Source organism: Cronobacter sakazakii, assembly GCF_000982825.1.
Taxonomy (GTDB): Bacteria; Pseudomonadota; Gammaproteobacteria; order Enterobacterales; family Enterobacteriaceae; genus Cronobacter; species Cronobacter sakazakii.
Genome location: NZ_CP011047.1, coordinates 1,800,431 through 1,824,706, shown reverse-complemented (window position 1 = coordinate 1,824,706; position 24,276 = coordinate 1,800,431). Strand labels below are relative to the sequence as shown.

General features: G+C 56.9%; 21 protein-coding genes and 1 pseudogene. 10 read left to right on the top strand and 12 right to left on the bottom strand.

What is annotated here, in order from left to right:
* Positions 1-56 precede the first annotated feature (56 nt).
* Both ptsP and rppH read right to left on the bottom strand, forming a co-directional pair.
* Complete coding sequence (gene ptsP / locus CSK29544_RS08595; protein ID WP_007894428.1) at positions 57-2,303, bottom strand: phosphoenolpyruvate--protein phosphotransferase; 2,247 nt, start codon at positions 2,301-2,303, stop codon at positions 57-59.
* A 12-nt stretch (positions 2,304-2,315) separates the two neighbouring features.
* Entirely contained in the window at positions 2,316-2,849 is a 534-nt protein-coding gene (gene rppH, locus CSK29544_RS08590; protein ID WP_004385951.1) for an RNA pyrophosphohydrolase, read from the bottom strand.
* A gap of 683 nt (positions 2,850-3,532) precedes the next feature.
* Between rppH and mutH the strand changes: the two genes are divergently transcribed.
* From mutH to CSK29544_RS08570, 4 genes are all read left to right on the top strand, one after another.
* Complete coding sequence (gene mutH / locus CSK29544_RS08585; protein WP_004385950.1) at positions 3,533-4,219, top strand: DNA mismatch repair endonuclease MutH; 687 nt, start codon at positions 3,533-3,535, stop codon at positions 4,217-4,219.
* 78 nt (positions 4,220-4,297) lie between these two features.
* Positions 4,298-5,011 (top strand): TerC family protein, encoded by a 714-nt coding sequence (locus CSK29544_RS08580; protein WP_007894426.1) that lies wholly within the window; start codon positions 4,298-4,300, stop codon positions 5,009-5,011.
* A 128-nt stretch (positions 5,012-5,139) separates the two neighbouring features.
* Positions 5,140-5,358: a YgdI/YgdR family lipoprotein gene (locus CSK29544_RS22630; RefSeq protein ID WP_004385948.1), complete on the top strand. Its 219-nt coding sequence runs from the start codon at positions 5,140-5,142 to the stop codon at positions 5,356-5,358.
* A 136-nt stretch (positions 5,359-5,494) separates the two neighbouring features.
* Positions 5,495-6,535 carry an NADP(H)-dependent aldo-keto reductase gene (locus tag CSK29544_RS08570; RefSeq protein ID WP_007894424.1) on the top strand — a complete coding sequence of 347 codons (1,041 nt, stop codon included), beginning with the start codon at positions 5,495-5,497 and terminating at the stop codon, positions 6,533-6,535.
* A gap of 57 nt (positions 6,536-6,592) precedes the next feature.
* On the opposite strand, the gene lplT is transcribed toward CSK29544_RS08570, so the two are convergent.
* Together lplT and aas are read right to left on the bottom strand one after the other, a co-directional pair.
* The gene (gene lplT / locus CSK29544_RS08565) at positions 6,593-7,786 is read right to left on the bottom strand and encodes a lysophospholipid transporter LplT (protein WP_007894423.1); all 1,194 of its coding nucleotides are present in this window, start codon (positions 7,784-7,786) and stop codon (positions 6,593-6,595) included.
* Positions 7,779-9,938 (bottom strand): bifunctional acyl-ACP--phospholipid O-acyltransferase/long-chain-fatty-acid--ACP ligase, encoded by a 2,160-nt coding sequence (gene aas, locus CSK29544_RS08560; RefSeq protein ID WP_014728131.1) that lies wholly within the window; start codon positions 9,936-9,938, stop codon positions 7,779-7,781. The genes lplT and aas overlap by 8 nt, the downstream gene beginning before the upstream one ends.
* A 494-nt stretch (positions 9,939-10,432) precedes the next feature.
* On the opposite strand from aas, the gene galR reads away from it, so the two are divergent.
* Complete coding sequence (galR, locus tag CSK29544_RS08555) at positions 10,433-11,449, top strand: HTH-type transcriptional regulator GalR (RefSeq protein ID WP_007894415.1); 1,017 nt, start codon at positions 10,433-10,435, stop codon at positions 11,447-11,449.
* Here the strand turns inward: galR and CSK29544_RS08550 are convergent.
* The 5 genes from CSK29544_RS08550 to CSK29544_RS08530 form a co-directional block, all read right to left on the bottom strand.
* Positions 11,410-11,886, bottom strand: a complete 477-nt coding sequence (locus CSK29544_RS08550; protein WP_029039236.1) for a GNAT family N-acetyltransferase — start codon at positions 11,884-11,886, stop codon at positions 11,410-11,412. The genes galR and CSK29544_RS08550 overlap by 40 nt on opposite strands.
* Positions 11,883-12,656, bottom strand: coding sequence for an FCD domain-containing protein (locus tag CSK29544_RS08545; protein ID WP_004385941.1), 774 nt, complete (start codon positions 12,654-12,656; stop codon positions 11,883-11,885). Before CSK29544_RS08545 ends, CSK29544_RS08550 begins: the two co-directional genes overlap by 4 nt.
* A gap of 61 nt (positions 12,657-12,717) precedes the next feature.
* A complete protein-coding gene (locus CSK29544_RS08540) occupies positions 12,718-13,035 on the bottom strand; it encodes a PTS sugar transporter subunit IIB (RefSeq protein ID WP_007894413.1) in 318 nt (105 codons plus the stop codon).
* A gap of 9 nt (positions 13,036-13,044) precedes the next feature.
* Positions 13,045-14,472 (bottom strand): glycoside hydrolase family 1 protein, encoded by a 1,428-nt coding sequence (locus CSK29544_RS08535; protein ID WP_007894411.1) that lies wholly within the window; start codon positions 14,470-14,472, stop codon positions 13,045-13,047.
* A 7-nt stretch (positions 14,473-14,479) separates the two neighbouring features.
* Positions 14,480-15,817 carry a PTS sugar transporter subunit IIC gene (locus CSK29544_RS08530; protein ID WP_007700846.1) on the bottom strand — a complete coding sequence of 446 codons (1,338 nt, stop codon included), beginning with the start codon at positions 15,815-15,817 and terminating at the stop codon, positions 14,480-14,482.
* A 275-nt stretch (positions 15,818-16,092) separates the two neighbouring features.
* Between CSK29544_RS08530 and CSK29544_RS08525 the strand changes: the two genes are divergently transcribed.
* Entirely contained in the window at positions 16,093-17,130 is a 1,038-nt protein-coding gene (locus tag CSK29544_RS08525) for a LacI family DNA-binding transcriptional regulator (protein WP_029039237.1), read from the top strand.
* Here CSK29544_RS08525 and lysA read toward each other — a convergent pair.
* Positions 17,107-18,369 (bottom strand): diaminopimelate decarboxylase, encoded by a 1,263-nt coding sequence (gene lysA, locus CSK29544_RS08520; RefSeq protein ID WP_007894406.1) that lies wholly within the window; start codon positions 18,367-18,369, stop codon positions 17,107-17,109. The two genes, CSK29544_RS08525 and lysA, sit on opposite strands and share 24 nt — an antisense overlap.
* Positions 18,370-18,571: 202 nt before the next feature.
* On the opposite strand from lysA, the gene CSK29544_RS08515 reads away from it, so the two are divergent.
* Positions 18,572-19,510, top strand: a complete 939-nt coding sequence (locus CSK29544_RS08515) for a LysR family transcriptional regulator (protein ID WP_007894396.1) — start codon at positions 18,572-18,574, stop codon at positions 19,508-19,510.
* Here CSK29544_RS08515 and CSK29544_RS08510 read toward each other — a convergent pair.
* The gene (locus tag CSK29544_RS08510; protein ID WP_007894393.1) at positions 19,488-20,189 is read right to left on the bottom strand and encodes an aspartate/glutamate racemase; all 702 of its coding nucleotides are present in this window, start codon (positions 20,187-20,189) and stop codon (positions 19,488-19,490) included. The genes CSK29544_RS08515 and CSK29544_RS08510 overlap by 23 nt on opposite strands.
* A 152-nt stretch (positions 20,190-20,341) precedes the next feature.
* Here CSK29544_RS08510 and CSK29544_RS08505 point away from each other — a divergent pair, with 152 nt between their 5' ends.
* Positions 20,342-20,665 carry a cupin domain-containing protein gene (locus CSK29544_RS08505; RefSeq protein ID WP_004385694.1) on the top strand — a complete coding sequence of 108 codons (324 nt, stop codon included), beginning with the start codon at positions 20,342-20,344 and terminating at the stop codon, positions 20,663-20,665.
* 56 nt (positions 20,666-20,721) lie between these two features.
* Here CSK29544_RS08505 and wzz(fepE) read toward each other — a convergent pair.
* Positions 20,722-21,863 (bottom strand): annotated as a pseudogene (wzz(fepE), locus tag CSK29544_RS08500) (LPS O-antigen length regulator Wzz(fepE)).
* 608 nt (positions 21,864-22,471) lie between these two features.
* Between wzz(fepE) and CSK29544_RS08495 the strand changes: the two are divergent.
* Both CSK29544_RS08495 and CSK29544_RS08490 read left to right on the top strand, forming a co-directional pair.
* Positions 22,472-23,362, top strand: a complete 891-nt coding sequence (locus tag CSK29544_RS08495; RefSeq protein WP_004385692.1) for a carbohydrate ABC transporter permease — start codon at positions 22,472-22,474, stop codon at positions 23,360-23,362.
* Positions 23,355-24,269: a carbohydrate ABC transporter permease gene (locus CSK29544_RS08490; RefSeq protein ID WP_007894379.1), complete on the top strand. Its 915-nt coding sequence runs from the start codon at positions 23,355-23,357 to the stop codon at positions 24,267-24,269. The genes CSK29544_RS08495 and CSK29544_RS08490 overlap by 8 nt, the downstream gene beginning before the upstream one ends.
* Positions 24,270-24,276: the final 7 nt, after the last annotated feature.

Sequence of the window (24,276 nt, the reverse complement as noted above, 5' to 3'; positions counted from 1 at the left end):
GGGCGAGGGCAGGAAGTTGTAAAAGATATGTAAGAGCACAACCGGTTATAGCAGTGTTACAGGCCGCCGCGAATGAGACCGCCCATGCCGCGACGCTCCATAAACGCCGCCACCTGGTGACGCACTTCTGTGGCTGATTGCGATTCGAGGCTGCGCGCGCTGAGCGTCTCGGCCTCTTCCAGCGTGATATGTCTAAGCAGATACTTCACGCGCGCGACCGAGCGGCCGTTCATCGAGAGATGGTGATAGCCCATGCCAACCAGCAGCGCGACGCACATCGGGTCACCCGCCATTTCGCCGCACAGGCAGAGATCGATGCCGAGGCGCTGTGCCTCAAGGGCAATCATTTTTAGCGCGCGCAGCATCGCCGGATGGAGGCTGTCATAGAGACTGGCGACCCGCGTGTTATTGCGATCTACCGCCAGCAGATATTGGGTGAGGTCATTGGTGCCAACGGAAATAAAGTCAACGCGGCTTGCCAGGTGAGGCAGCATAAACAGCATCGATGGGACTTCTACCATAATGCCCAGCCGCGGTTTAGGGATCTCATAGCCGAGCATCTCTTCCATTTCGCGGCCAGCTCTGTCGATAAGCCGACGCGCTTCGTCCACTTCGTCGATGCTCGTGATCATCGGTAAGAGGATGCTGAGATTGCCCGTTGCAGCATTGGCACGCAACATGGCGCGCACCTGGATCAAAAAGATCTCCGGCTGATCGAGTGTGATGCGTATCCCGCGCCAGCCAAGGCAAGGGTTCTCCTCGCTGATGGGCATATAGGGCAGCTGTTTATCCGCGCCGACATCAAGCGTGCGCAGCGTCACTGGCTTGTCGTTAAACATCTGCAACATGCCCTGGTACTGCGCTACCTGCTCTTCTTCGGACGGAAAACCGCTTTGCAGCATAAACGGGATTTCGGTGCGATAAAGCCCAATGCCGTCGATACGACTGCCGAGTTTTTCTTCATGCTCCGGGCTCAAACCCGCATTGAGCATGACCTGCACCCGCTCGCCGCTCTTCAGGCAGGCGGGCTGTTCGACATAATCTTCGGCAATCCGGCTAAGTTCATTTTCTTCGCTGAGGAGCCGCTGATATTCATGAAGCAGCACCGGGCTCGGGTCGACCAGCAGTTCGCCGCGATAACCATCGACCACCAGCATACGATGATGCAGCACAGAAGGCTGAATATCCGCGCCCATCACGGTTGGAATGCCCATCGCGCGCACCATAATAGCGGCATGGGAGTTGGCGGCCCCGTCACGCACGACGACGCCCATCAGCCTGTCCTGGGGCAGCTCGGCGAGCGTTGTGGCGGAAAGCTCATCCGCCACCAGCACAAAACGCTCAGGCCAGGTGTTCGGGCTCTGAATATTATCGTCGAGATGGAACAGCAACCGCTGCCCGAGCGTGCGCAAATCGCCTGCGCGCTCTTTCAGATAGCCATCGGTCAGCGCGGCAAACTGCTCGGCGAATTTCTCAATAACTTTTTTGACCGCCCATTCGGCGACCGAGCCTTTATCCACCTCGTCGTAAAGCTCACGACGCAGCCGCGCGTCGGACAACAGGTGGGAATAGAGATCGAAAATCGCCGCCGTCTCTTTTTGCGCGCCTGCGGCAAAACGTTTGCTGTAGCGGCGGAATTCGCCAGCGGCTTCTTCAAGCGCGGTGGTCAGGCGTTCGCGCTCAAGCCCGGTATCGAGCGTCGAGGCTTCGTAGACCTGCTCCATCAACGGCAGTGTGGCGTCCATCCAGCCCGGCGCGATCGCCACGCCCGGCGAGGCCGGCAGCGCGCGGATACGCGTCTGACGATACTGGCCAAACAGCGCGGTCAGCTGAGACTGCGACAAAATCGCCGCCATCTGGGTGGCGAGCGTCACCAGGAAGGATTCTTCGCTCTCGTCATACTGGCGCAGCTCGCGCTGCTGGACGACTAAAACGCCAAGCAGCTGGCGGCGCTGAATAATCGGCACGCCGAGAAAAGCGCGAAAACGTTCTTCACGCACAGAGGGAATGTATTTAAAGCTGGGGTGTTTTTGCGCATCGGCAAGGTTAATCGGCTCGGCGAGGCGCCCGACCAGGCCGACGATACCTTCATCAAAGGCCAGCGTTACGGTGCGCCCGCGCGGTTTTTTCAGCCCACGCGTTGCCATCAGGTAATAGCAACGCCGGTCGTGATCGGCGAGATAAACCGAACAAACATCGGTATCCATCGCAAGACAGATATCCGTAACGAGAATATCCAGCGCCTCGTTGAGGCGCGGGGCGCTGGCCACTTTCTCGACTATTTCTCGCAACCGGGTGAGCATAATTTGCGTGGCTTAACCTCTTTTACGTCGCCAGGCAGGCGAAGGATTACGCTGCGGTGGCGCGCTCTCTTGCAACGGCATCACAACGCTTGCGAACTCTTTCATCACTCGACGATAGACATCGCGCTTGAAAGAGACCACCTGGCGCACCGGATACCAGAAGCTTACCCACCGCCAGCCGTCAAATTCTGGCGTACTGCTGGTTTGCATGTTGATATCGGCGTCGTTGCTCATTAACTGCAGAAGAAACCACTTTTGTTTCTGGCCGATACATACCGGCTTTGTGTCCCAACGCACCAAACGTTTTGGTAATTTGTAACGTAACCAGTTTCGGGTAGTCGCAAGGATGCGCACATCTTTTCGTTGTAAACCGACCTCTTCGAAAAGCTCGCGGTACATCGCCTGCTCCGCCGACTCGCCAGGATTAATACCCCCTTGCGGAAATTGCCAGGAGTGCTGACCAAAACGCCTGGCCCACATTACCTGTCCCTGACGATTACAGATCACGATACCAACATTCGGGCGGTAGCCATCATCATCGATCACCGGACTACCTCAAAATAAACCTGGATAGTAACGATTGTTTCATACTCCTCATTGACGGTAAACCACTCTGTTAGCCGCTGTGAACAGGAATAACATTTGAATAACTCACAAAAATATGCGGGGTTATAAACAGGGGAAGCGATTAAGACCCGCTTTTATTCACTTTTTCTGTGGATATCTTTGTGAAGAAGTGTCTTATTTCCCAGGGAAAACCCAAAACAACCCAAAACCAGGGATTATTCTTATAGAAAAAATTGCATTGCTATTCAAACAATTATAATACAAAAAACGTGATACTCACCGCTCAGTGTGACGATCGTCACACTCACGATCCTTACTCTGACGAAAGATCGACCAGCGTCGTTTTTATCCACAGATTATGCCAATAACTTAGTCACAATTTGTTGAAAAAGGCGTTTTCCCCCGTCCGTCAAGGCTGTAAATCGAAACAGTAGTGAGGGATTTACACAGTTATCCCATTTTTCTGTGGATAAACTGGTGTAAGATCCTGTTTATTGTCGGTGACCAGATTTGAACAACCTTTATTTCTGACGTCTGAGAAATCCTTCTTTTTCATAAAAATCATTTAAAATCATGTAATTGAATTGCTTGCTCACAAGCAGGTAAACTCTTTCCACAAGCAGGCATTTTGCTGTTCATTTTTTAAACAGAAGGTAATCGTTATGACTTCCCTTGCTCCTCTTGTTCAACCGCCCGTCGATGAAGCGCAGCTGCTGCATCAGGCGCAGCAGTTGGCGGGGCTGACGCTTGGCGAACTGGCGGCGCTGGCAGGCCTCGAAACGCCCGCCGATTTGCGTCGTGATAAGGGCTGGATCGGCGTGCTGCTGGAGCGCTGGCTTGGCGCGAGCGCAGGCAGTAAACCCGAGCAGGATTTCGCAGCGCTTGGCGTAGAGCTGAAAACGATCCCCATCGACAGCCAGGGCCGCCCGCTTGAGACGACGTTTGTGTGCGTCGCTCCGCTTACCGGCAATACCGGCGTGACATGGGAAACCAGTCACGTGCGCCACAAGCTCAAACGCGTACTGTGGGTGCCGGTAGAAGGCGAGCGCGAAATCCCGCTGGCAGAGCGCCGCGTTGGCGCGCCGTTGCTCTGGAGCCCATCGCCACAGGAAGACGATCAGCTGCGTCGTGACTGGGAAGAGTTAATGGACTTGATTGTGTTAGGTCAGGTAGAGCGCATCACCGCGCGTCACGGCGAGGTATTGCAGCTGCGTCCAAAAGCCGCCAACAGCAAAGCGCTGACGCCCGCGTTCGGCGCACATGGCGAGCCGATAATGACGCTGCCGCGCGGCTTTTATCTGAAGAAAAACTTCACCGCCGCCCTGCTGGCGCGCCATTTTTTGTTATGAATCCCTTAAAATTTTGTCAACAGCCCTCCCCCGACGCATATAATTAGCGTTTTGTTTCTTTGAGCAGGACTTTTTTGAATGTGGTTTGCATGGATAACGGATCCCAACGCCTGGCTGGCACTCGGTACGCTGACGCTGCTGGAGATTGTGCTTGGGATCGACAATATTATTTTTCTCTCTCTGGTCGTGGCGAAACTGCCGAAATCTCAGCAGGCGCTGGCGCGCAAAATGGGCCTCGGCGCGGCGATGATTATGCGCCTCGCGCTTCTGGCGTCGATCGCCTGGGTCGTGAAGCTCACAAATCCGCTGTTTACCGTTTTCGATCAGGCGATCTCGATGCGGGATCTGATCCTGCTACTGGGTGGTCTGTTCCTTATCTGGAAAGCCAGTAAAGAGATCCACGAGACTATCGAAGGCGAAGAGGAAGGCCTGAAAACCAACGTGCACTCTTTCTTTGGCGCCATTATTCAGATCATGCTGCTGGATATTATCTTCAGTCTGGATTCGGTTATCACCGCGGTGGGTCTCTCCGATCATCTGTTTATTATGATGGCGGCGGTGGTGATCGCAGTGGGCGTAATGATGTTCGCCGCGCGCCCTATCGGCGAGTTTGTTGAACGCCATCCGTCCGTGAAGATGCTGGCGCTTTCTTTCCTGATCCTGGTGGGTTTTACCCTGATGCTGGAGAGCTTCGATATTCACGTGCCGAAAGGCTACATTTACTTCGCGATGTTTTTCTCCATCGCCGTGGAAAGCCTCAATCTGCTGCGCAACAAGAAAAGACCGCTGTAATCAGAACGCTCCTTCGGGAGCGTTTTTGTTTATTCCCCTGAACTTTTAAGAATTTGCTGCTTTTTCGCGCCGCCTCGCTGCTTTTTACTAGACTCTACGTGGACCCCTTCCTGATGAGGCGAAAAACAATGAATAAATGGGCTGTAGCAATTTCTGCCGTCGGATTGGCCTTCGCGGTTTCAGGCTGTAGCAGTGATTACGTCATGGCGACCAAAGATGGCCGGATGATCCTGACTGAAGGCAAACCGCAGGTTGATGACGAAACCGGTCTGGTCAGTTATCGTGACCCACAGGGTAACGAGATGCAGATAAACCGCGATCAGGTTTCGCAAATCATTGAGCGTTAAATAAAAGGTCAGCATCGCGCTGACCTTTTGGTTTTTTCTCCCTTGCCTCTTTTCCTTTTGTCTCCCCTCTGCCATGTTTATATTCCTTTGTCAGGAATGGCCTGACGCGGACTGAACAACAGAAGGTAGGCCGGCTATGCATTATCACCGTATTCCTCATAGCTCACTTGAAGTCAGCACGCTGGGGCTGGGAACCATGACCTTTGGTGAACAAAACAGCGAGGCCGACGCCCACGAACAGCTCGATTACGCCGTAAGCCAGGGCATAAACCTGATTGATGTCGCCGAAATGTATCCCGTGCCTCCGCGCCCGGAAACGCAGGGCCTGACGGAAACCTATGTTGGCAACTGGCTGAAAAAACGCGCCAATCGCGAAAAGCTGGTGATCGCCTCCAAAGTCAGCGGACCGAGCCGCAACAACGACAGCGGCATTCGCCCCAATCAGGCGCTGGATCGCAAAAATATCCGCGACGCGCTCGACGCCAGCCTGAAACGTTTACAGACCGATTATCTCGATCTCTACCAGGTGCACTGGCCGCAGCGCCCGACCAACTGCTTTGGCAAGCTCGGCTACACCTGGACCGACAGCGCGCCGGTCGTCACGCTGCTGGAAACCCTGGAAGCGCTCGCGGAATTCCAGCGCGCCGGGAAAATCCGCTATATCGGCGTCTCGAACGAAACCGCTTTTGGCGTGATGCGCTACCTGCATCTGGCGGATAAACACGATCTGCCGCGCATCGTCACCATCCAGAACCCGTACAGCCTGCTGAACCGTAGTTTTGAGGTAGGACTTGCCGAAGTGAGCCAGTTTGAAGGCGTGGAGCTACTGGCCTATTCCGCGCTGGCGTTCGGCACGCTGACCGGCAAATACCTGAAAGGCGCGAAACCCGCAGGCGCACGCAATACGCTTTTCAGCCGCTTTACGCGCTACAGCAGCGAGCAGTCGCAAAAAGCGGTGGCGGCGTATGTTGATGTGGCGAAGCGCCACGGGCTGGATCCGGCGCAGATGGCGCTGGCGTTCGTGCGCCAGCAGCCGTTTGTGGCGAGTACGCTGCTCGGTGCCACGACGATGGAACAGCTGAAAACCAACGTTGAAAGCCTGCACCTGACGCTCAGTGAAGATGTGCTGGCGGAGCTGGAAGCAGTGCATCAGGTCTATACCTACCCGGCGCCGTAAGCGCGGCAACGTAATTTGCTGGTGATAAAAAAAAGACCCGCCGGAGCGGGTCTTTTTTTACTGTTTACGTCGCCACAGCCACAGGCCAGCGATGGCCAGCGCGAAAATCGCCCCGAAGCCGACGCCAATTCCCACCACCGGCAGCGAGAGTTTCACCGCCAGCGAATAGAGCCCCAGCATCAGCAGCATCGCGGTATTCTCGCCGAGGTTTTGCACCGCAATCGCGTTGCCCGCGCCGACGGAGCGCTTGCCGCGCTCCTGCAACAGCGCATTGAGCGGCACCACGAAAAACCCGCCGAAAAAGCCTATCAGCAGCAGCAACAGATAAGCGGGCAGCGCCGCCTGCTGCAGGGAGAAGAAGATAACCGCAATGCCAATCAGAATGCCCGCCGGCATACAGCGCGACACACGCTCCAGCGTCACCAGCTTCGCCGCAGCCCCCGCGCCCGCCACAATGCCGACCGCCACCATCGCGTTCAGGTAGGTCGGCGTGGCGTTATCGGTAATGCCAAGCGCCACCGGCACCCACAGCACCAGCAAGAAACGCAGCGTCACGCCCGCGCCCCAGAACATACTGGTGCCGACCAGCGAGAAGCGGGTTTCGTCGTTATGCCACAGCGTGCGGCAGGCCGTGAAGAAGCTGCGCGTCATCGGGCCAAAGCGCCACGACTGGCCAGGGCGCGCGGCGCCCAGTTTCGGGATCAACAGGTTCGCGCCAACTGCGCCCGCATAGGCCAGCGCACAGACGCCAAGTGCTGCGCCCACATGCCAGTCCGCCAGCATGCCGCCTGCCATAGAGCCAATCAGGATCGCCGCGATCGTCGACGATTCCATCAGCCCGTTCGCTTTAACCAGACGATCGCCCGTGGTGATTTCGCCGAGAATGCCGTACTTGGCGGGCGAATACGCCGCCGCGCCGACGCCCACCAGCGTATACCCGACAAACGGGTTGCCGCCAAAGACGATGACCACCGCGCCGAGCAGCTTCAGACCGTTGGCGACCATCATCACCCGGCCTTTGGAAAAGCTATCCGCCACCTGGCCTACAAACGGCGCCAGCAGAATGTAAGCGCAGACGAACACCATCTGCAGCACCGGCTGGCTCCATTCCGGGTAGAACTGCTGTTTAAGCAGCGCGAGTGTGGCAAACAGCAGCGCGTTATCGCCAAACGCCGAGAGAAACTGCGCGACGATAACCGCCATCATTCCCCGCGAAAACAGCGAGCCGTTCGGGCTTTGCGAATCAGGCATGATGCGTCTCTTCCTGGTCGACAAGTTTTTTCAGCGACACGAAATCCGGCTTGCCGCTGCCAAGTAACGGCAGTTGCTTGAGGAAGCGGATATCACGCGGCACCGCGAGTTCCGGCACGCCTTTACTGCGGGCCTGCTGCGCCAGTTTTTCGCGGGTCAGTTCCGGGTCGGTGGTGAACAGCACCAGCGCCTCGCCTTTCGCGGCATCGTGTTTAATCGCCGTGGCGTGCATTTTCTCCGGCGAGACGGCGAGCGCCAGGCTTTCCACCATCTCAAGCGACACCATTTCACCCGCAATTTTGGCAAAGCGTTTGGCGCGCCCCTGGATCTGCACAAATCCCTGCTCGTCAAAAGCGACGATATCGCCGGTGTCATACCAGCCCGGCTCGCTGACGCCCTGCGGGTTTTCCGCCGCCGGGGCTTCCAGCACGCCCGGGTTTTCCACGCGCAGATAGCCTTTCATGATGTTCGGGCCTTTTAACTGCAAACGTCCGCCCTGCTCAATGCCCGGCACTTCAACGAGCCGCGCGTCCATCGCCGGCAGAATACGCCCGACGGTGCCCGGCTTCGCCGCCATCGGCACGTTAATGGACACCACCGGCGCGCACTCGGTCACGCCGTAGCCTTCCAGAATGCGCAGGCCAAATTTATCCTGCCAGATCTGTTTGGTGCTCTCTTGCAGCTTCTCGGCACCGGCCACGACATAGCGCACCAGATGGAAATCGTACGGATGCGCGAAGCGTGCGTAGTGACCGAGGAAAGTGGATGTGCCGAAAATCACCGTACAGTTGCGGTCATACACCAGCTCCGGCACCACGCGGTAATGCAGCGGGCTTGGGTAGAGGAAGACTTCCGCGCCGGTCAGCAGCGGCGTAAACAGCCCGACCGTCAGACCAAAAGAGTGGAACAGCGGCAGCGCCGACATAAATTTATCGTCGGCGGTGAAATCCGCGATGGTGCGGATCTGCTCCACGTTCGCGAGCAGGCTCTTGTGGCTGTGCACCACGCCTTTCGGGTTGCCTTCTGACCCTGAGGTAAAGAGGATCAGCGCCGCGTCTTCCGGCTGCTGCTCCACCTGCGCGAGGCGCGGCATTAACAGATGCGCGAAGATCCACGCTTTGTCTTTCGCCGTCACTTCGCCTTTCAGATCTTCCAGGAAGACCCAGCGCACAGAGGTGATTTGCTCAGGCAGATGCCAGAGCTTGCCTTTATCCAGGAACTGGCGCGAGGTGAAAATGGTTTTGATCTGCGCCGCCGTAATGGCGCTGGTCAGCCCCTGCACGCCCGCCGTGTAGTTCATCATCGCCGGAATTCGCCCGCGCATCACCGCGCCGAAAATCACCGCGGCGCTGATGCTGGCGTTCGGCAACATCAGGCCGATGGCCTCGCGTGGCGCGCTGTATTTATCGAGAATGCGCCCCACAAACAGCGTTTTCATCATCAGGCTGCGATAGGTGTCCGGCGTGAAGTTGATATCTTCCAGGCAGTTTTTGCTCTCGCCATAGCGCTTTTGCGCATTAATGAGCGCCTCAAACAGCGTCTCGCGCGGGCGCGCCGCCATGCGCGCTTCCATCATTACCTGATGCAGCATTTCGCCCGCCATTTTGCGGCGGTCGCGCGCTTTCGGCGCGTCAGGCATCGGGATACTGGTCGGCGGCAGGATGTGAATGGAAATACGCGGGAAGAGACGGCGTTTCACCAGGCCTTTCAGGCGGCTAAAGAAGGTCAGCTCCGCGCCTTCGATACGCACCGGGATCACCGTGGCCTGCGATTTCGCCGCCACAAAGCCCGCCCCTTCGTAGATTTTCATCAGAGAGCCGCTGATAGAGATGCGCCCTTCCGGGAAAATCACCACCGGACGCCCCTCGCCCACCAGACGCACCAGCTGTTTGACCGACATCGGTTTGGTCGGGTCGAGCGGAACAAAATCAATCAGCGGCTTCAGCGCGCGCATATACCACTGCTGGCTGATAGAGGTGTAGACCGCGAACACCGGGCGGACAGGCAGGAACAGCGCCATCAGCGCGCCGTCCAGAAACGATACGTGGTTTGGCGTGATGAGCACGCGCTGCTGAGTCAGCGGCCCGGTATCTCCGTATACCTGAATGCGAAAGAGCAAACGGAACAGCCAACGAAAAAATTTCAAAACCATATCAACGCCCTTTGTTTTCCTTTAGCGAGGGTTAAGTATAGTTATCGCAGATTACACGACTCGGCGAACAGGGGCGACAGGAGAAATTGTCACGCCCAGCGCGATAAATAATGTGGTGAGTGATTCAGGCAGCGGGAGGGCTATAGCGAGGCGGAAAGCAGGCAAAAAAAAACCTGCGCATCCGCGCAGGTTGGTGTAAGTGTTGTGATCAGCTAAGTCGCTGACTTCACCTATCAATACCTCTGGGATCTCAAATGTAGCAACCCGCCCACACTCCCCGCCAGCCAGCAATCGCAACAGCCCATCGCAAAGTGTAACTAAAGGTTTTACCTGAAATTATTTGGCTTTTTCTGTTTACATCCACAGGGTCTTCTTCTTATTTTTCTCCCGGTCTTTTGTGAGCAAGCGCCCGCCCGACCGGCATTCGGCTTGAAGTGACTGCGCTTTTCCGTAACACTTACCGCAGTGTAAACGCTTACCCCTGAAGGTACTGAATGCCGACTATTAAGGATGTTGCGCGGCTTGCGGGAGTCTCTGTTGCGACGGTCTCCCGCGTTATTAACGACTCCCCCAAAGCCAGTGACGCCTCCCGCCAGGCGGTGCTGAGCGCCATGGAACAGCTCAATTACCACCCTAACGCCAATGCCCGGGCGCTGGCCCAGCAGACCACAGAAACCATTGGTCTGGTGGTGGGCGATGTCTCGGACCCGTTCTTCGGGGCAATGGTCAAAGCGGTGGAACAGGTGGCCTACCACACCGGGAATTTTCTGCTTATCGGTAACGGCTACCATAGCGAGCAAAAAGAGCGTCAGGCGATTGAACAACTGATTCGTCACCGCTGCGCGGCGCTGGTGGTCCATGCCAAAACCATTCCCGATGAAGACCTTATCCCGCTCATGAAACAGATCCCAGGCATGGTGCTGATTAACCGCATTCTGCCGGGGTTTGAATCACGCTGCGTGGCGCTCGACGACCGCTACGGCGCCAGGCTTGCCACTCGCCATTTGATTCAGCAGGGCCATACGCGCATCGGTTATCTCTGTTCAAATCATGCAATTTCGGATGCCGAGGACCGTTTGCAGGGTTACTACGATGCGCTGCGCGAGCACAGTCTGCCGTGTAACGACCGTCTGGTCGCCTGGGCGGAACCAGACGAGAGCGGCGGCGAGCAGGCGATGACCGAGCTGCTCGGGCAGGGAAAACAATTTACCGCCGTGGCCTGTTATAACGACTCGATGGCGGCGGGCGCGATGGGCGTGTTGAACGATAACGGCATCGCGGTGCCGCAGGAGATTTCGCTGATAGGGTTTGATGACGTGCTGGTGTCGCGCTACGTGCGCCCGCGGCTGACAACCATCCGCTACCCGATCGTCACGATGGCGACCCAGGCGGCGGAACTCGCGTTAGCGCTCGCGGATAACCGCCCCGCACCGGAAATCACCAATATCTTTACCCCGACGCTGGTGCGCCGTCACTCCGTGGTGGCACCCGCCGAGCCGGATAAATCGTAACGATACAGATGCACGGTCTGGTCCGGATAGTCCAGACCGTCGCCGATATACGCCCAGCCAAACCGCTCGTAGTAATCCCGGCAGGCGGAGTAGAGAAACAGCTCCGAAAACCCCTGCTCGCGCGCGTAGTCCATCACCGCGCGCTGTAACGCCCCGCCAAGCCCTCTGCCGCGCTGCGCCTCATCGATGTAAAGCGCTGCCAGCCACGGAAAGAGATCCTGACGGCTGATTAAATCACAGCGCCAAAGCCCGACAGTACCGAGCACTCGTTCGCCATTAATCGCCACAAAAGTAAGTGGCAACTGACCCGGCCGCTGGCTGTGCGTGACGATACTTGCAAAAAACGCGCGCGGCAGCGAGGTGCCGAACGCCTGCCACAGCCAGTCGGTCACCTGCTCCGCATGTTGCGGCGCTTCATAGAGCGGCACTATGTTCATTGCAGTTTTCCCTGGAAAATGGGCACCGATTCAAACAAGTAGCCGTCAAAATCGGGCGCGTCGGCATCAGACAGCTCCATCAGGCTGTTTTTCACATTTTCCAGATGTTGCCACATCGCCTGCCAGGCCCCCATGACGTCGCGACGACGCAGCGCCGCGAGAATGGTCTGGTAATCGCCAAGCCATTTCAGGCGATGCGCGCGGGTTTCGATATGGGCGCGCAGCTGCTGCCAGAGCGGGCTGCTGTCCATGTGATGCCAGATGCTTTCCACCGTCGCCAGCAGCATCTGGTTTTGCGACGCGCCCGCCAGCACCAGATGAAACAGCTTGTTGTTATCCTGCGTGGTGTCATTCATGGCGATGGCGCGCTGTTCCTGCTCCAGAATGCGCCGCAGGTTGTCGATATCCGCTTTGGTGGCCATTTTCGCCGCGAACGCCGCGATATTGCTCTCCAGCAATTGCCGCGCCTGCAGCATTTCAAACGGGCCGATATCGCTTGAGAAAAAGCGCTCCTCTTCGGCTTCGTGCTCCGCCGGAATGCGCATCACATAGACGCCGGACCCCTGGCGAATATCCACGGTGCCCTGTAGCTCCAGCATCAGCAGCGCCTCGCGCACGATGGTGCGGCTGACGCCATATTTCTCGGCGATATTGCGCTCCGGCGGAAGACGGGAGCCGACCGGGTAGTGGCCCTGGATAATTTGCGCGCGCAGATCCTCACCAATCTCCTGATACTGCTTTTTCTCCGGCGGAACGACTGCCTTCTCCACGTGATCACCTGTGCTCTGAATGGACCCAATTTCGCGTGCCGCAAGCGGGCTTCGCGGCGCGTTAGATTACCAGAGATAACGCCTGATCGAGAACTTTCGCGCCGTTAAGCGTGCCATAAGCGACAGAATCAATGACCGCGATCGGGATCTGGTGTTCGTCAGTCAGCTTTTTATTTTCGGCAAGCTTAAAGCGTACCTGCGGCCCCAGCAGCACCGCCTGAATATCGCCGCCGTGGAGTTCCAGTTCATCGCGCAGATTCTGCTCGGGAATAGCGTAGATGTTCAGTTCAAGCCCGCGTTCGGCGGCGGTTTTTTCCATTTTGGTGACCACAAGCGACGTGGACATGCCAGCGGAACAACACAGTACGATACGTTTCATCAGCGGTCCTTATTTCCATTCATCATCAATCGTAAGCGTCAGCGTGCGCGACTCGCGCAGCCGCCTGTACCAGTGCAGGGATTTTTTCGGCCGCCGCGCGCGCTGGTTTGCTAAGTCAATTTCGACCAGACCATAACGGTTTTTAAAGGCGTTCATGGGCGAGACGTTATCGGTAAACGCCCACAGCATATAACCCTGGCAATTGGCCCCCGCCTCGCGCGCCAGCAGCGTCTGGTACAGGTGCTCGCCGATAAACCCGATGCGGTAATCATCTTCAATCATGCCGTCGGCGTTGCGAAACTGCGCTTCGTTTTCGACACCCATTCCGCTCTCTGCGACAAACCACGGGATGTTGCCGTAGTCGTTTTTGAGCCGCATCGCCATGTCGTAAATAATGCGTGGGTAGATCTCCCAGCCGCGCGATTTGTTCATTCGCCGCCCCGGCAGTTCAAACGGCTCGTAGTAATACGCCGGATGGAACGGCGTCTCCGGGTGCCAGGCGCGCGACGGCGCTTTGACGCGATGCGGGTAATAAAGATTGATGCCAAGCTCATCCACGGTGTTGTCGCGAATAATCGCAAGCTCCTCTTCGCTGTATTCCCACATGACGCCATGTTTCTCAAGCAGCTCCATAAGTTCAGGCGGATAGACGCCCTTGACTAACGGGTCGAGAAAAACACGGTTATAGAAGAGATCGTAGCGTTCGGCGGCGCTGACATCGTGCGGCGCACGCGATCGCGGATAGGTCACTTCCGGGTTCAGAATCACCCCCACGCTGCCCGCGTAGCCCTTCTCGCGAAACAATCGCACCACTTTCGCAGTGGCGAGCGTTTTATGGTGGTTCCACTGCATCCAGGTCGCGGTGTTCTGCTCATAGGGCCAGCGCAGCGCATCGAGATAGACGCGCGTCTGCACCACAATCGGTTCGTTAAAGGTAAACCAGCGCGACACTTTGTGGTGGTAGCGCTCAAAGACTTTTTCGGCGTAGAGAACGAACAGCTCGACCACCTTTTTGGACGACCAGCCGCCGTAGGTTTCAAAGAGATAGCCCGGCAGCTCGTAATGCTCCAGGCAGATCATCGGTTCGACGCCCGCCGCCCTGATCGCATCCAGAAAGCGGTCGTAATACGCCGCGTACTCTTCATCGACAACACCGTTTTCATAGTCGGTGAAAAAGCGCGACCAGTTGATCGACGTGCGATAGTGCGTCAGCCCCGCCTGTTTCATCAGCGCCACGTCTTCTTCGTAGCGATTGATAAGATCCGTCGCGCCCGCCGGGCCGTAGCCGTCGTGCCAGACGTGGCGATCGTTCAGATACCAGAGATCGAGCCACGAATCCTGGCCCGGTTTTTTGCCGCTCCACCCTTCGGTCTGCCAGGCGGACGACGCCGCGCCGAGAATGAAATCCTGCGGGATGGCGAGAGTTTTTTCGCTCATGCGGTCCTCATACGTTTTTCGCGGTTTCAACGCGAGTGGCTTCTGCCTGCGCCTGTTCGGCACGGCGCGACGCGATCTTCACAAACGGCAGATAGATAAGAATGGAGACCAGAATGCAGACCAGTTGCGTGACGACCGCGCCCATTGAGCCTGCGGTGGAGAGCCAGGCGTTAATCAGCGGCGGCGTGGTCCAGGGCACCATCACCACGGCTTTCCCGGCAAAGCCCATGACCGTTGCGAAATAGCCTATCGTGCCGGTCACCAGCGGCGTGATGATAAACGGCACCGCGAGGATCGGGTTGAGCATAATCGGCATCCCGAAAATCACCGGTTCATTAATATTGAAAATGCCGGGGCCAAACGAGAGCTTGGCTATCTCTTTCATCTCTTTGCGTTTGGTGGCGATCATCACCGCGATAAGCAGGCCGATGGTCAGCCCGGAGCCGCCGATGCTCATATAGACATCCCAGAACGGCATCGTGATGATGTTCGGCACCTCTTTGCCCTGTTCGAACGCGCTCATGTTGACGGTAATCGCGCCGAGCAGCAGCGGTTCGCGAATCGGCTTAATCATCTGGTTACCGTGAATGCCGATAACCCAGAAAAGCTGGGCGACGAACATCAGCAGCAGAATACCCGGCAGGCTTTGCACCACGCGCTCCAGCGGCTGCTGCACCACCTGATAGACCGCGTCGTAGAGATACATGCCGGTCACCTGATGGAACACGAAACCGAATGTGGCGATAGCGGTAGTGGTAATGATCGCCGGGATCAGTGCCGAAAACGACGCCGAGACGTTTGGCGGCACGGTATCAGGCATTTTGATTTTCAGCCCGTCGCGGTGCTCAAGCCAGGTATAGATCTCAACGGAGAGAATGGCGATAAACATCCCGAGGAACAAACTGCGGGTGTCAGAGAACTGGCGCAGCAGCACATCTTTAACCACATGCATTTCGCCATCCACCAGCATTTCGACCGTGGTTGGCGTCACGCAGATAAAACAGATCACCGCCAGCAGGCCGGGGAAAAGCGTCTTGATGCCGTTGATGCGCCCAAGCTCAATGCCAATCAAAAACACCGCGCCGATGTTTAAGAAGTTCAGCGTCGCGTAGTTAATGGCGCTGGTGATGGGCTTGAGCGCCGCCAGGAACGACAGCGCCTGAAAGCTCGCCAGCCCGTTTTTCGGATCCAGTACCATATTGGAAATCAGCACCGAAAACGCGCCGACGATAATCACCGGCATCAGCGTAATAAACGACGCTTTGATCGCCATGATATAGCGGTAACTGTTGAATTTAGTCGCGAAACTGCCCAGAGAATCGATCAACTTTTCCTGGAACGCCATAGGGTGTGCCCTCTTTGAATGTGGCTTTTTTAATGGAAAGGTTACCGCTGAACACCTTTTTTGGTATGCCAAAAAATAGGATCGACTGGCACAATTATCTGTGACGCTTCTCCCACAACCGGCCATTGGTATTCCAAAAAATGCAATTTATGAAATTTGGTATACCAGAAACGGGGCCGGTGTGAACGCGCCGACAGCGTGCGTGGGCGGCTCCGTCGCGGTCCGGCTTGTGTGTTAAACTCCATCGAATCACGACGACAACGGGAGCGAAGGGAATGGTGACAATGCGGGATGTTTCAGTTTGGGCAGGCGTTTCCAAAGCGACCGTTTCACGCGTGCTGAACAACACAGGCCAGGTGAAAGAGAGCACCCGCGCGCAGGTGTTCCGGGCGATGGAAGAACTGGGATACCGCCCTAACCTGCTGGCTCGTTCGCTGGCACACCGCACCAGTAACAGCATTGGCCTCGTGGTATCGAGCTTTAACGGCTTTTACTTCGGGCGTCTGTTGCAGCAGGCGTCGCGCCAGACCGAGGCGCACGGCAAACAGCTCATCGTCACCGACGGCCACGACACGCCCGCGCGCGAGCTGGAAGCCGTGCAGATGCTGGCGGACAGACAGTGCGACGCCATCGTCCTCTATACCCGCCATATGAGCGAAACCGCGATTATGGAACTTATCGATAACACCGCCGTGCCGCTGGTGATTATCAACCGCGACGTCAGCCAGGCGCGCGAACGCTGCGTCTTTTTCGAACAGCAGGACGCGGCTTTTCAGGCGGTGGAATATCTGATTGAACAGGGGCACCGGGAGATAGCCTGCATCACGGTGTCGCTCGCCACGCCCACCGGGCAGGCGCGTCTGCTCGGCTATCGTCGCGCGCTGGAAAAGCACGGCATCGCCGGGAACGAGGCGCTGATTAAAAACGGCGATTCAAGCATGAGCGGCGGCCACGCGCGCTGTAAAGAGCTGCTGGAGCGCGGCGTGCGCTTCACCGCGCTGTTCGCCTGCAACGACGATATGGCGCTCGGGGCGTCAAAGGCGCTCTACCAGGCGGGCCTGCGTATTCCTGAAGATGTGTCGCTGTTCGGCTTCGACGACGCGCCGAGCGCCGCCTGGCTTGAGCCTGGGCTCTCGACGGTCTGTCTGCCGATCGAAGATATGATAACCACCGCGATTGAGAGCGCGGTGCGGCTGGCGCGCGACGAACCGCTCGCCGCGATCCCGCCATTTACCGGCACGCTGGTATTGCGGGATTCCGTCGCACCCGGCCCTTACGCCGTCACGCCGTTAAAAGCGCTCAAGCGCCAGTAATTCGTCGATCGTCTGACGGCGACGAATGGTGCGCGCCTCGCCGTTTTCCAGCAGCACTTCCGGCAACAGCGGACGGCTGTTGTAGTTTGATGACATCGACGCGCCATACGCGCCGGTATCGTGCAGCACCAGATAATCGCCCGGACGCACCGCCGGCAGCGCGCGGGTTTCCACTTTGCCGCCTTCCTGCTGCGTAAACACATCGCCTGACTCACACAGCGGCCCGGCAACCACCGTTTCCAGCAGCGGCGCGGCGCGCAGATCGCGCCCATCCGCCGCCAGCGCGGAAATATGGTGATAGCTGCCGTACATCGACGGGCGCATCAGATCGTTGAAGCCCGCGTCGATCAGCACAAAGTGGCGCGATCCCATCTCTTTCACGCTGCGCACCTGCGCCACCAGCACGCCCGCTTCCGCCACCAGAAAACGCCCAGGCTCAATCTCAAGCTTGATCGGGTGGCCAAAGTGCGCGGCGATCTGCTCGCGGGCGCGATTCCACAGGCCGAAATAGTGGTCGGTATCGATGGTTTCGTCGCCTTCGCGGTAAGGAATGGACAGCCCGCCGCCGGCGGAGATCGCCTCCAGATCCTGGCCGAACTCGATCACCTGGCTTACCATCGCGCCGCATACGCGTTCCAGATGTCCGTAATCGACGCCGGAGCCGATATGCATGTGCATGCCAACCAGCTTCAGCTGATAGCGCTGCATCACCGCCAGCGCCGCCGGGAGATCGCTGTACCAGATACCGTGCTTGCTGTTCTCGCCGCCGGTGTTGGTTTTCTGGCTGTGGCCGTGGCCAAAGCCCGGATTAATGCGCAGCCAGACCCGATGCCCCGGCGATACCGCGCCGAGCTGCGCCAGCATATCCACCGAGCCTGCGTTGACCGGCACGCCCAGTTCATGCACGCGGGCGATGGTAGCGTCGTCCAGCACATCCGCCGTAAATACGATGTCATCCGGGTTCTGGCGCGGATCGTAGCCCGCGGCGATAGCGCGTTCGATCTCGCCGAGCGACACGGAATCCACTTTAACGCCCGCCTCGCGCATCAGACGCAAAATATGAATATTCGAGCAGGCTTTCTGCGCAAAACGAATAACGTCGAACTGGCGCAGGCGGTCGATTTGCGCGCGGATGATCTGCGCGTCATAAACCCAGACCGGGCCGCCGTACTGCGCGGGCAGCGGCAGCAGCGTGTCGGCGTTAAGGGCGCTGTCGGTGTGATAAAGCGAACGTGGCATGGCGAGACTCCTTTAAGCTGATGCCTTTATTACGCCACAGCCGTTAACGAAGAAAAAATATCGTTTTCTCGTGAGTCTATGCAAAAATGATATGGATTTTGGAGTCCGCAGATTAACCCGTAGTTGTTGTAGGGCGGGTAAGCAAAGCGCACCCGCCGCCGGATCGCCAGCGGTGTATGTTCACACAAACAAGGGTTCACTTATGCCTGGCGTCACGCTTCGCCATATTGAAATCTTTCACGCGGTCATGACGGCGGGCAATCTCACGGAAGCCGCGGCATTGCTGCGCACCTCGCAGCCCACCGTCAGCCGCGAACTGGCGCGCTTTGAAAAACTCATTGGCCTGTCGCTCTTTACCCGTAGCCGCGGGCGGCTGCATCCCACCGTCCAGGGCTTGCGCCTGTTTGAAGAAGTCCAGCGATCCTGGTACGGGCTTGACCGCATCATCAGCGCCGCCGAAAGCCTGCGCCAGTTCCGCCAGGGCGAGCTTTCCATCGCCTGCCTGCCGGTTTTCTCACAGTCGCTACTGCCACTGGTGTTAAAACCCTTTCTGGATAGCTACCCGGACGTGAGCCTGAACATCGTGCCCCAGGAGTCGCCGCTGCTTGAAGAGTGGCTCTCCGCGCAGCGTCACGACTTAGGCATTACGGAAAATACCGCCACGCCCGCCGGCACCGAGCGGCTGACACTGTTGACGTTAAATGAGGTGTGCGTATTGCCCACAGGCCATACGCTGGCCGATAAACCGCAGCTGACGCCGCAGGATTTCGCAGGGGAGAACTACATCAGCCTGTCGCGTACAGACAGCTACCGGCAACTGCTTGATTCGCTCTTTCAGGAGCATAACGTGCAGCGCCGCATGGTGCTGGAAACGCACAGCGCCGCGTCGGTCTGCGCGATGGTGCGTGCAGGCGTCGGGGTATCGATAGTAAACCCGCTCACCGCGCTGGATTACGCGGCGACGGGCATTGTGGTGCGCCGCTTCAGCGTGGCGGTGCCCTTCACGGTAAGCCTCATCCGCCCTCTGCACCGCCCCGCTTCGGCGCTGGTGGACGCGTTCAGCCAGCACTTACAGCAGCAGATGAGAGGGCTTAGCGATACGCTGGAGGCGATGCTGGTCAGTTCTGGTCGCTCAGCATAAAGTTCACCGCATCGGCGGCGTGCAGCGCGGCGGTGTCGAACACCGGCAGCGGGCAATCCTGCGCACCGAGCAACAGACCGATTTCGGTACAGCCGAAAATCACGCCCTGCGCGCCCTGCTCTGCCAGAATTTCTACCTGCTGCTGATAGTAGCGTTTTGACTCCGTCGTGATTTTCCCAAGACACAGCTCATCGAAAATAATCTGATTGATGCGCAAACGTGCGGGCGCATCCGGGATAATCGAGGTGACGCCAAACCCCTCTTCCAGCCGCGCGCGATAGAAATTCTGCTCCATGGTGTACCGGGTGCCGAGCAGCGCAACCTGGCGCAGCCCCGCCTGCGCAATCGCGCGGCCCGTCGCGTCGGCGATATGCAAAAACGGCAGCGCGCAGCGCGCTTCAATCTGGTGCGCCACTTTATGCATCGTGTTGGTACAGAGCACGATGGCCTGCGCACCGGCGCGTTCTAAACCGAGCGCCGCCTGCGCCAGCATCTCGCCCGCCTTTTCCCATTCACCGCTCGCCTGGCTGGCTTCGATATCGTGAAAATCGACGCTGTGCAGCAGTAACTGCGCGGAGTGCAGCCCGCCGAGCCGGTCGCGCACGCCTTCATTAATTAACCGGTAATAAGGAATGGTCGATTCCCAGCTCATGCCGCCGAGCAAGCCTACTGTCTTCATCGTTGCCTCCTGTTTGCGATTCCCCGGTTATAACATGCTCACAGAGCGGAACAAATGTGATCTGCCCGCCATTTCACACGCCGGCGCGTTCTCATCTTTTTCCTGCCAGGATAGATTAATTGAAACAACGTTTCACAAATCAGAGGCACGGCATGTTTATCTATCACAAAGAGACGACGCTTGAAGATTTAGGCAATGGCGTCACGCGCCGCATTCTGGCCCATGGCGGAAAAATGATGGCGGTGGAAGTGAATTTTGACGCCGGTGCGGTCGGCCCGATGCACTGCCACCCGCATGAGCAACTGACGTATGTGCTCTCTGGTGAATTTGAATTCACCATCGGCGAAGAAACCCGCCGCGTGAGCGCAGGCGATACGCTTTATAAACAGCCGAATATTATGCATGGCTGCGTCTGTATTACACCCGGCACGCTGCTTGATACCTTTACGCCGGTACGGGAAGATTTTCTGAAGTAAATCGCGCCCATAAAAAAGCCGCCTCATCAGGCGGCTTTTTTGTCATACGAACGGTATCAGGAGAGCAGCGCGTCGACGTCGCTTGCGTGCTGCGTCATAACCTGACGCTTCGTGAAGACATCACGCACCAGCACCGTCGCGCAGGCAATGATAAAGCCCAGCATCGCGGCAAGGATAAGTACCAGCGCTTTTCCCGGCCCGTCGCTTTTCATCGGCAGCGAAGGTGCCATCTGATAGTGGAAGGGCTGGAAATCCACGTCCGCCAGGTTGAGCTTTTTCAGCTCTGCCAGACGATATTCGCGGTTCTGGATGGCCGCATTCAGCGCCGTCACGTCGGTAATGGAGCGCTCAATAGCCAGCTTCTGCGCAAGCCCATCCGCGCCAAGCGCAATGGAGTAATCCGGGTCGTCTTTCACCGCCTGTCCATTGCTGTACACCGGCTTTTTAATGCCCGCGGCATTGGCAACCTGCAATGAATAGTTCAGTCGCTGAATCGCGATTTTATGCTCGTTAGCGAGCGTGTTACGGTCAAGGATCAGACGGCTCTCTTCCGATTTCACTTTAAGCTCAATGGTCGAGCGCAGGTTCTCAAGCACCTCTCGCTGTACCGCCAGCGCCGCATAATTGATGTATTCCTTCAGCACGCGCTGCGCATCTTGCGCTTTCGGCGCGGTGAAGCTCAGCGTCCAGGAGCTGTAAGGCGAGGCTGACGCCGCTTTCGGGTTGTCGTTAGAAACCATTTTTATCCGCTGCGCCACAAGCGTAATCGCGCGCTGCAGGCTTTCAGTATCCCCCTGCGCTTCCTTCACCTGCGCCTGCACCCACGGCGAGGTGCGGAGAAATTTTTCCTGAAGCGCGCGCGAATCGAATTTTTTCAGGAACATATTTTCAAGCGACGCGGCATCGATAGCGGCATCCACATCCAGCACCTGGAGATCAACCAGCACGCGCTTTAATTCAATAAGTGCGGCGTTTCAGGAATGGACACCACGGCGTCACTGGTCCATTTTTGCGGGAGCAAAAAGGCCAGCGCCAGACCCATCACGATAAACAATGCCGTAATGGAGAGGATCACCTTACGGGATTTGAAAAGCACGTCGACCAGCGCAAACAGATCTAACTCAGCGCGCGGCTGCCCCAGGAGCGGATAATCCGCAGACGAAGTAAGCGGATTATTTTTGATATCTATCGATGACATAGTGAGTGCGTTACGTTTAATTAAGCTGCTGATGAAGTCGAAATTATTTCCGCCAAAAACAATATGCGTGCGAATTGTTTCATCGGTCAAATGTATTGTTTTGAGAAAGTGAACGGGCGCACACAACTATCTCTTTGACAAAAAAGGAAAAACTATGCAAAACAAAGAAACATATCCTTGTTGTGAGGAGAGGTATTACGTCCGTAATCATCATTATTACGAATAATCCTAATTGAGAGCAAACACTAATTTGCGTGCCTACCAAAAGTTGTATCACCGCCCTTGCCCCGAAAACGGCGCTGCTTCAAAAAACCAGAACAGCGTTTCGACCACGATCACATTTCCACTATTTATCGAATGACGGCGAAACAAATAGCAATAAAATAAATTAAAACGCTGTTTTAGAAACAAGAAACAACGGTTCAATAAATTATAAAAATCGCGATATTCATTACGTTACGCCCGCCGGTTTCCATGGCGATACGTTGCTGGCATCGCGATGGCATGGCAGTCCAGCCACGCCCTTACGAGCCTGGCGCATTCGCTGTCACGCTTTAAACACCATCTCACATCCGATTAACGAACCCTTGAATGCCAGGTAGGTATGTATGAATGAAAACAAGCTCCTGGGTCTGGCCTGGATATCGCCCTATATCATCGGGTTGATAGTCTTTACGGCCTTCCCGTTTGTTTCCTCTTTCGCGCTCAGCTTTACCGAGTACGACCTGATGAATCCGCCGGTGTTTAACGGCATCGAAAACTACCGTTATATGCTGATGGATGACGATCTGTTCTGGAAATCGATGGGCGTGACGTTCGCTTATGTATTCCTGACTATCCCTCTGAAGCTCGCCTTCGCGCTTGGCATTGCGTTTGTGCTCAATTTTAAACTGCGCGGCATCGGCTTTTTCCGCACGGCCTATTACATCCCGTCGATCCTCGGCAGCTCTGTTGCCATCGCCGTGCTGTGGCGCGCGCTGTTTGCCATTGATGGCCTGCTGAACAGTTTTATCGGCGTGTTCGGGCTCGATCCGGTGAACTGGCTTGGTGAACCCTCGCTGGCGCTGATGTCCGTCACGCTGCTGCGCGTCTGGCAGTTTGGCTCCGCGATGGTGATTTTCCTGGCCGCGCTGCAAAACGTGCCGCAGTCGCAGTATGAGGCGGCGATGATCGACGGCGCCTCGAAGTGGCAGATGTTTATGAAAGTGACAGTCCCGCTGATCACACCGGTCATTTTCTTTAACTTCATTATGCAGACCACTCAGGCGTTCCAGGAATTTACCGGCCCGTATGTGATTACCGGCGGCGGCCCGACCTATTACACCTATCTCTTCTCGCTCTATATCTACGACACCGCCTTTAAATATTTCGACATGGGCTACGGCGCGGCGCTCGCGTGGGTGCTGTTCCTGGTGGTGGCGCTCTTCGCCTCCATCGCCTTTAAGTCTTCGAAATACTGGGTCTTCTACTCCGCCGATAAGGGAGGCAAAAATGGCTGATATCCAACAGGAAACGCTGGCTCGCCGCCCGGCCATGAGCGCGGGCGATCGCGAAGTGGCGCGCACGCTACGGCGCGAAAAAGCAAGCCGCGCCATCCGTTACGTAATTTTGCTGTTCGTCGGCCTGCTGATGCTCTACCCGCTGGCGTGGATGTTCTCTGCGTCGTTTAAACCCAACCACGAGATTTTCACCACGCTCGGCCTGTGGCCGACGCACGCGACCTGGGATGGCTTTATTAACGGCTGGAAAACCGGCACTGAATATAACTTCGGCCACTACATGATGAACACGTTTAAATATGTGATCCCGAAAGTGGTGCTGACGGTTATCTCCTCCACCATTGTGGCGTACGGTTTCGCGCGCTTTGAAATCCCGTGGAAGAAATTCTGGTTCGCCACGCTTATCGCCACCATGCTGCTGCCGAGCACCGTGTTGCTTATCCCGCAATACCTGATGTTCCGCGAAATGGGGATGCTCAACAGCTACCTGCCGCTCTGGCTGCCGATGGCCTTCGCCACCCAGGGGTTCTTCGTCTTTATGCTGATCCAGTTCCTGCGCGGCGTGCCGCGCGACATGGAAGAAGCGGCGCAAATCGACGGCTGCAACTCCTTCCAGGTGCTGTGGTATGTGGTGGTGCCTATCCTCAAGCCCGCCATGATCTCGGTCGCGCTGTTCCAGTTTATGTGGTCGATGAACGACTTTATCGGCCCGCTGATTTACGTCTATAGCGTCGATAAGTACCCGATAGCGCTGGCGCTCAAGATGTCCATCGACGTGACCGAAGGCGCGCCGTGGAACGAAATTCTGGCAATGGCGAGTATTTCCATTCTGCCGTCCATCATCGTCTTTTTCCTGGCTCAGCGTTACTTCGTACAGGGCGTGGCCAGCAGCGGAATCAAAGGTTAACAGGGGA

Coding starts and splice junctions, on each gene's coding strand:
- mutH (WP_004385950.1), top strand. CDS start 3,533: ATGACTTCCCTTGCTCCTCTTGTTCAACCGCCCGTCGATGAAGCGCAG.
- CSK29544_RS08495 (WP_004385692.1), top strand. CDS start 22,472: ATGAATGAAAACAAGCTCCTGGGTCTGGCCTGGATATCGCCCTATATC.
- lplT (WP_007894423.1), bottom strand. CDS start 7,786: ATGCCTGATTCGCAAAGCCCGAACGGCTCGCTGTTTTCGCGGGGAATG.
- CSK29544_RS08570 (WP_007894424.1), top strand. CDS start 5,495: ATGCATTATCACCGTATTCCTCATAGCTCACTTGAAGTCAGCACGCTG.
- CSK29544_RS08510 (WP_007894393.1), bottom strand. CDS start 20,189: ATGAAGACAGTAGGCTTGCTCGGCGGCATGAGCTGGGAATCGACCATT.
- lysA (WP_007894406.1), bottom strand. CDS start 18,369: ATGCCACGTTCGCTTTATCACACCGACAGCGCCCTTAACGCCGACACG.
- aas (WP_014728131.1), bottom strand. CDS start 9,938: ATGGTTTTGAAATTTTTTCGTTGGCTGTTCCGTTTGCTCTTTCGCATT.
- ptsP (WP_007894428.1), bottom strand. CDS start 2,303: ATGCTCACCCGGTTGCGAGAAATAGTCGAGAAAGTGGCCAGCGCCCCG.
- CSK29544_RS08550 (WP_029039236.1), bottom strand. CDS start 11,886: ATGAACATAGTGCCGCTCTATGAAGCGCCGCAACATGCGGAGCAGGTG.
- CSK29544_RS08540 (WP_007894413.1), bottom strand. CDS start 13,035: ATGAAACGTATCGTACTGTGTTGTTCCGCTGGCATGTCCACGTCGCTT.
- CSK29544_RS08530 (WP_007700846.1), bottom strand. CDS start 15,817: ATGGCGTTCCAGGAAAAGTTGATCGATTCTCTGGGCAGTTTCGCGACT.
- CSK29544_RS08580 (WP_007894426.1), top strand. CDS start 4,298: ATGTGGTTTGCATGGATAACGGATCCCAACGCCTGGCTGGCACTCGGT.
- galR (WP_007894415.1), top strand. CDS start 10,433: ATGCCGACTATTAAGGATGTTGCGCGGCTTGCGGGAGTCTCTGTTGCG.
- CSK29544_RS08515 (WP_007894396.1), top strand. CDS start 18,572: ATGCCTGGCGTCACGCTTCGCCATATTGAAATCTTTCACGCGGTCATG.
- CSK29544_RS08535 (WP_007894411.1), bottom strand. CDS start 14,472: ATGAGCGAAAAAACTCTCGCCATCCCGCAGGATTTCATTCTCGGCGCG.
- CSK29544_RS08490 (WP_007894379.1), top strand. CDS start 23,355: ATGGCTGATATCCAACAGGAAACGCTGGCTCGCCGCCCGGCCATGAGC.
- CSK29544_RS22630 (WP_004385948.1), top strand. CDS start 5,140: ATGAATAAATGGGCTGTAGCAATTTCTGCCGTCGGATTGGCCTTCGCG.
- CSK29544_RS08525 (WP_029039237.1), top strand. CDS start 16,093: ATGGTGACAATGCGGGATGTTTCAGTTTGGGCAGGCGTTTCCAAAGCG.
- CSK29544_RS08505 (WP_004385694.1), top strand. CDS start 20,342: ATGTTTATCTATCACAAAGAGACGACGCTTGAAGATTTAGGCAATGGC.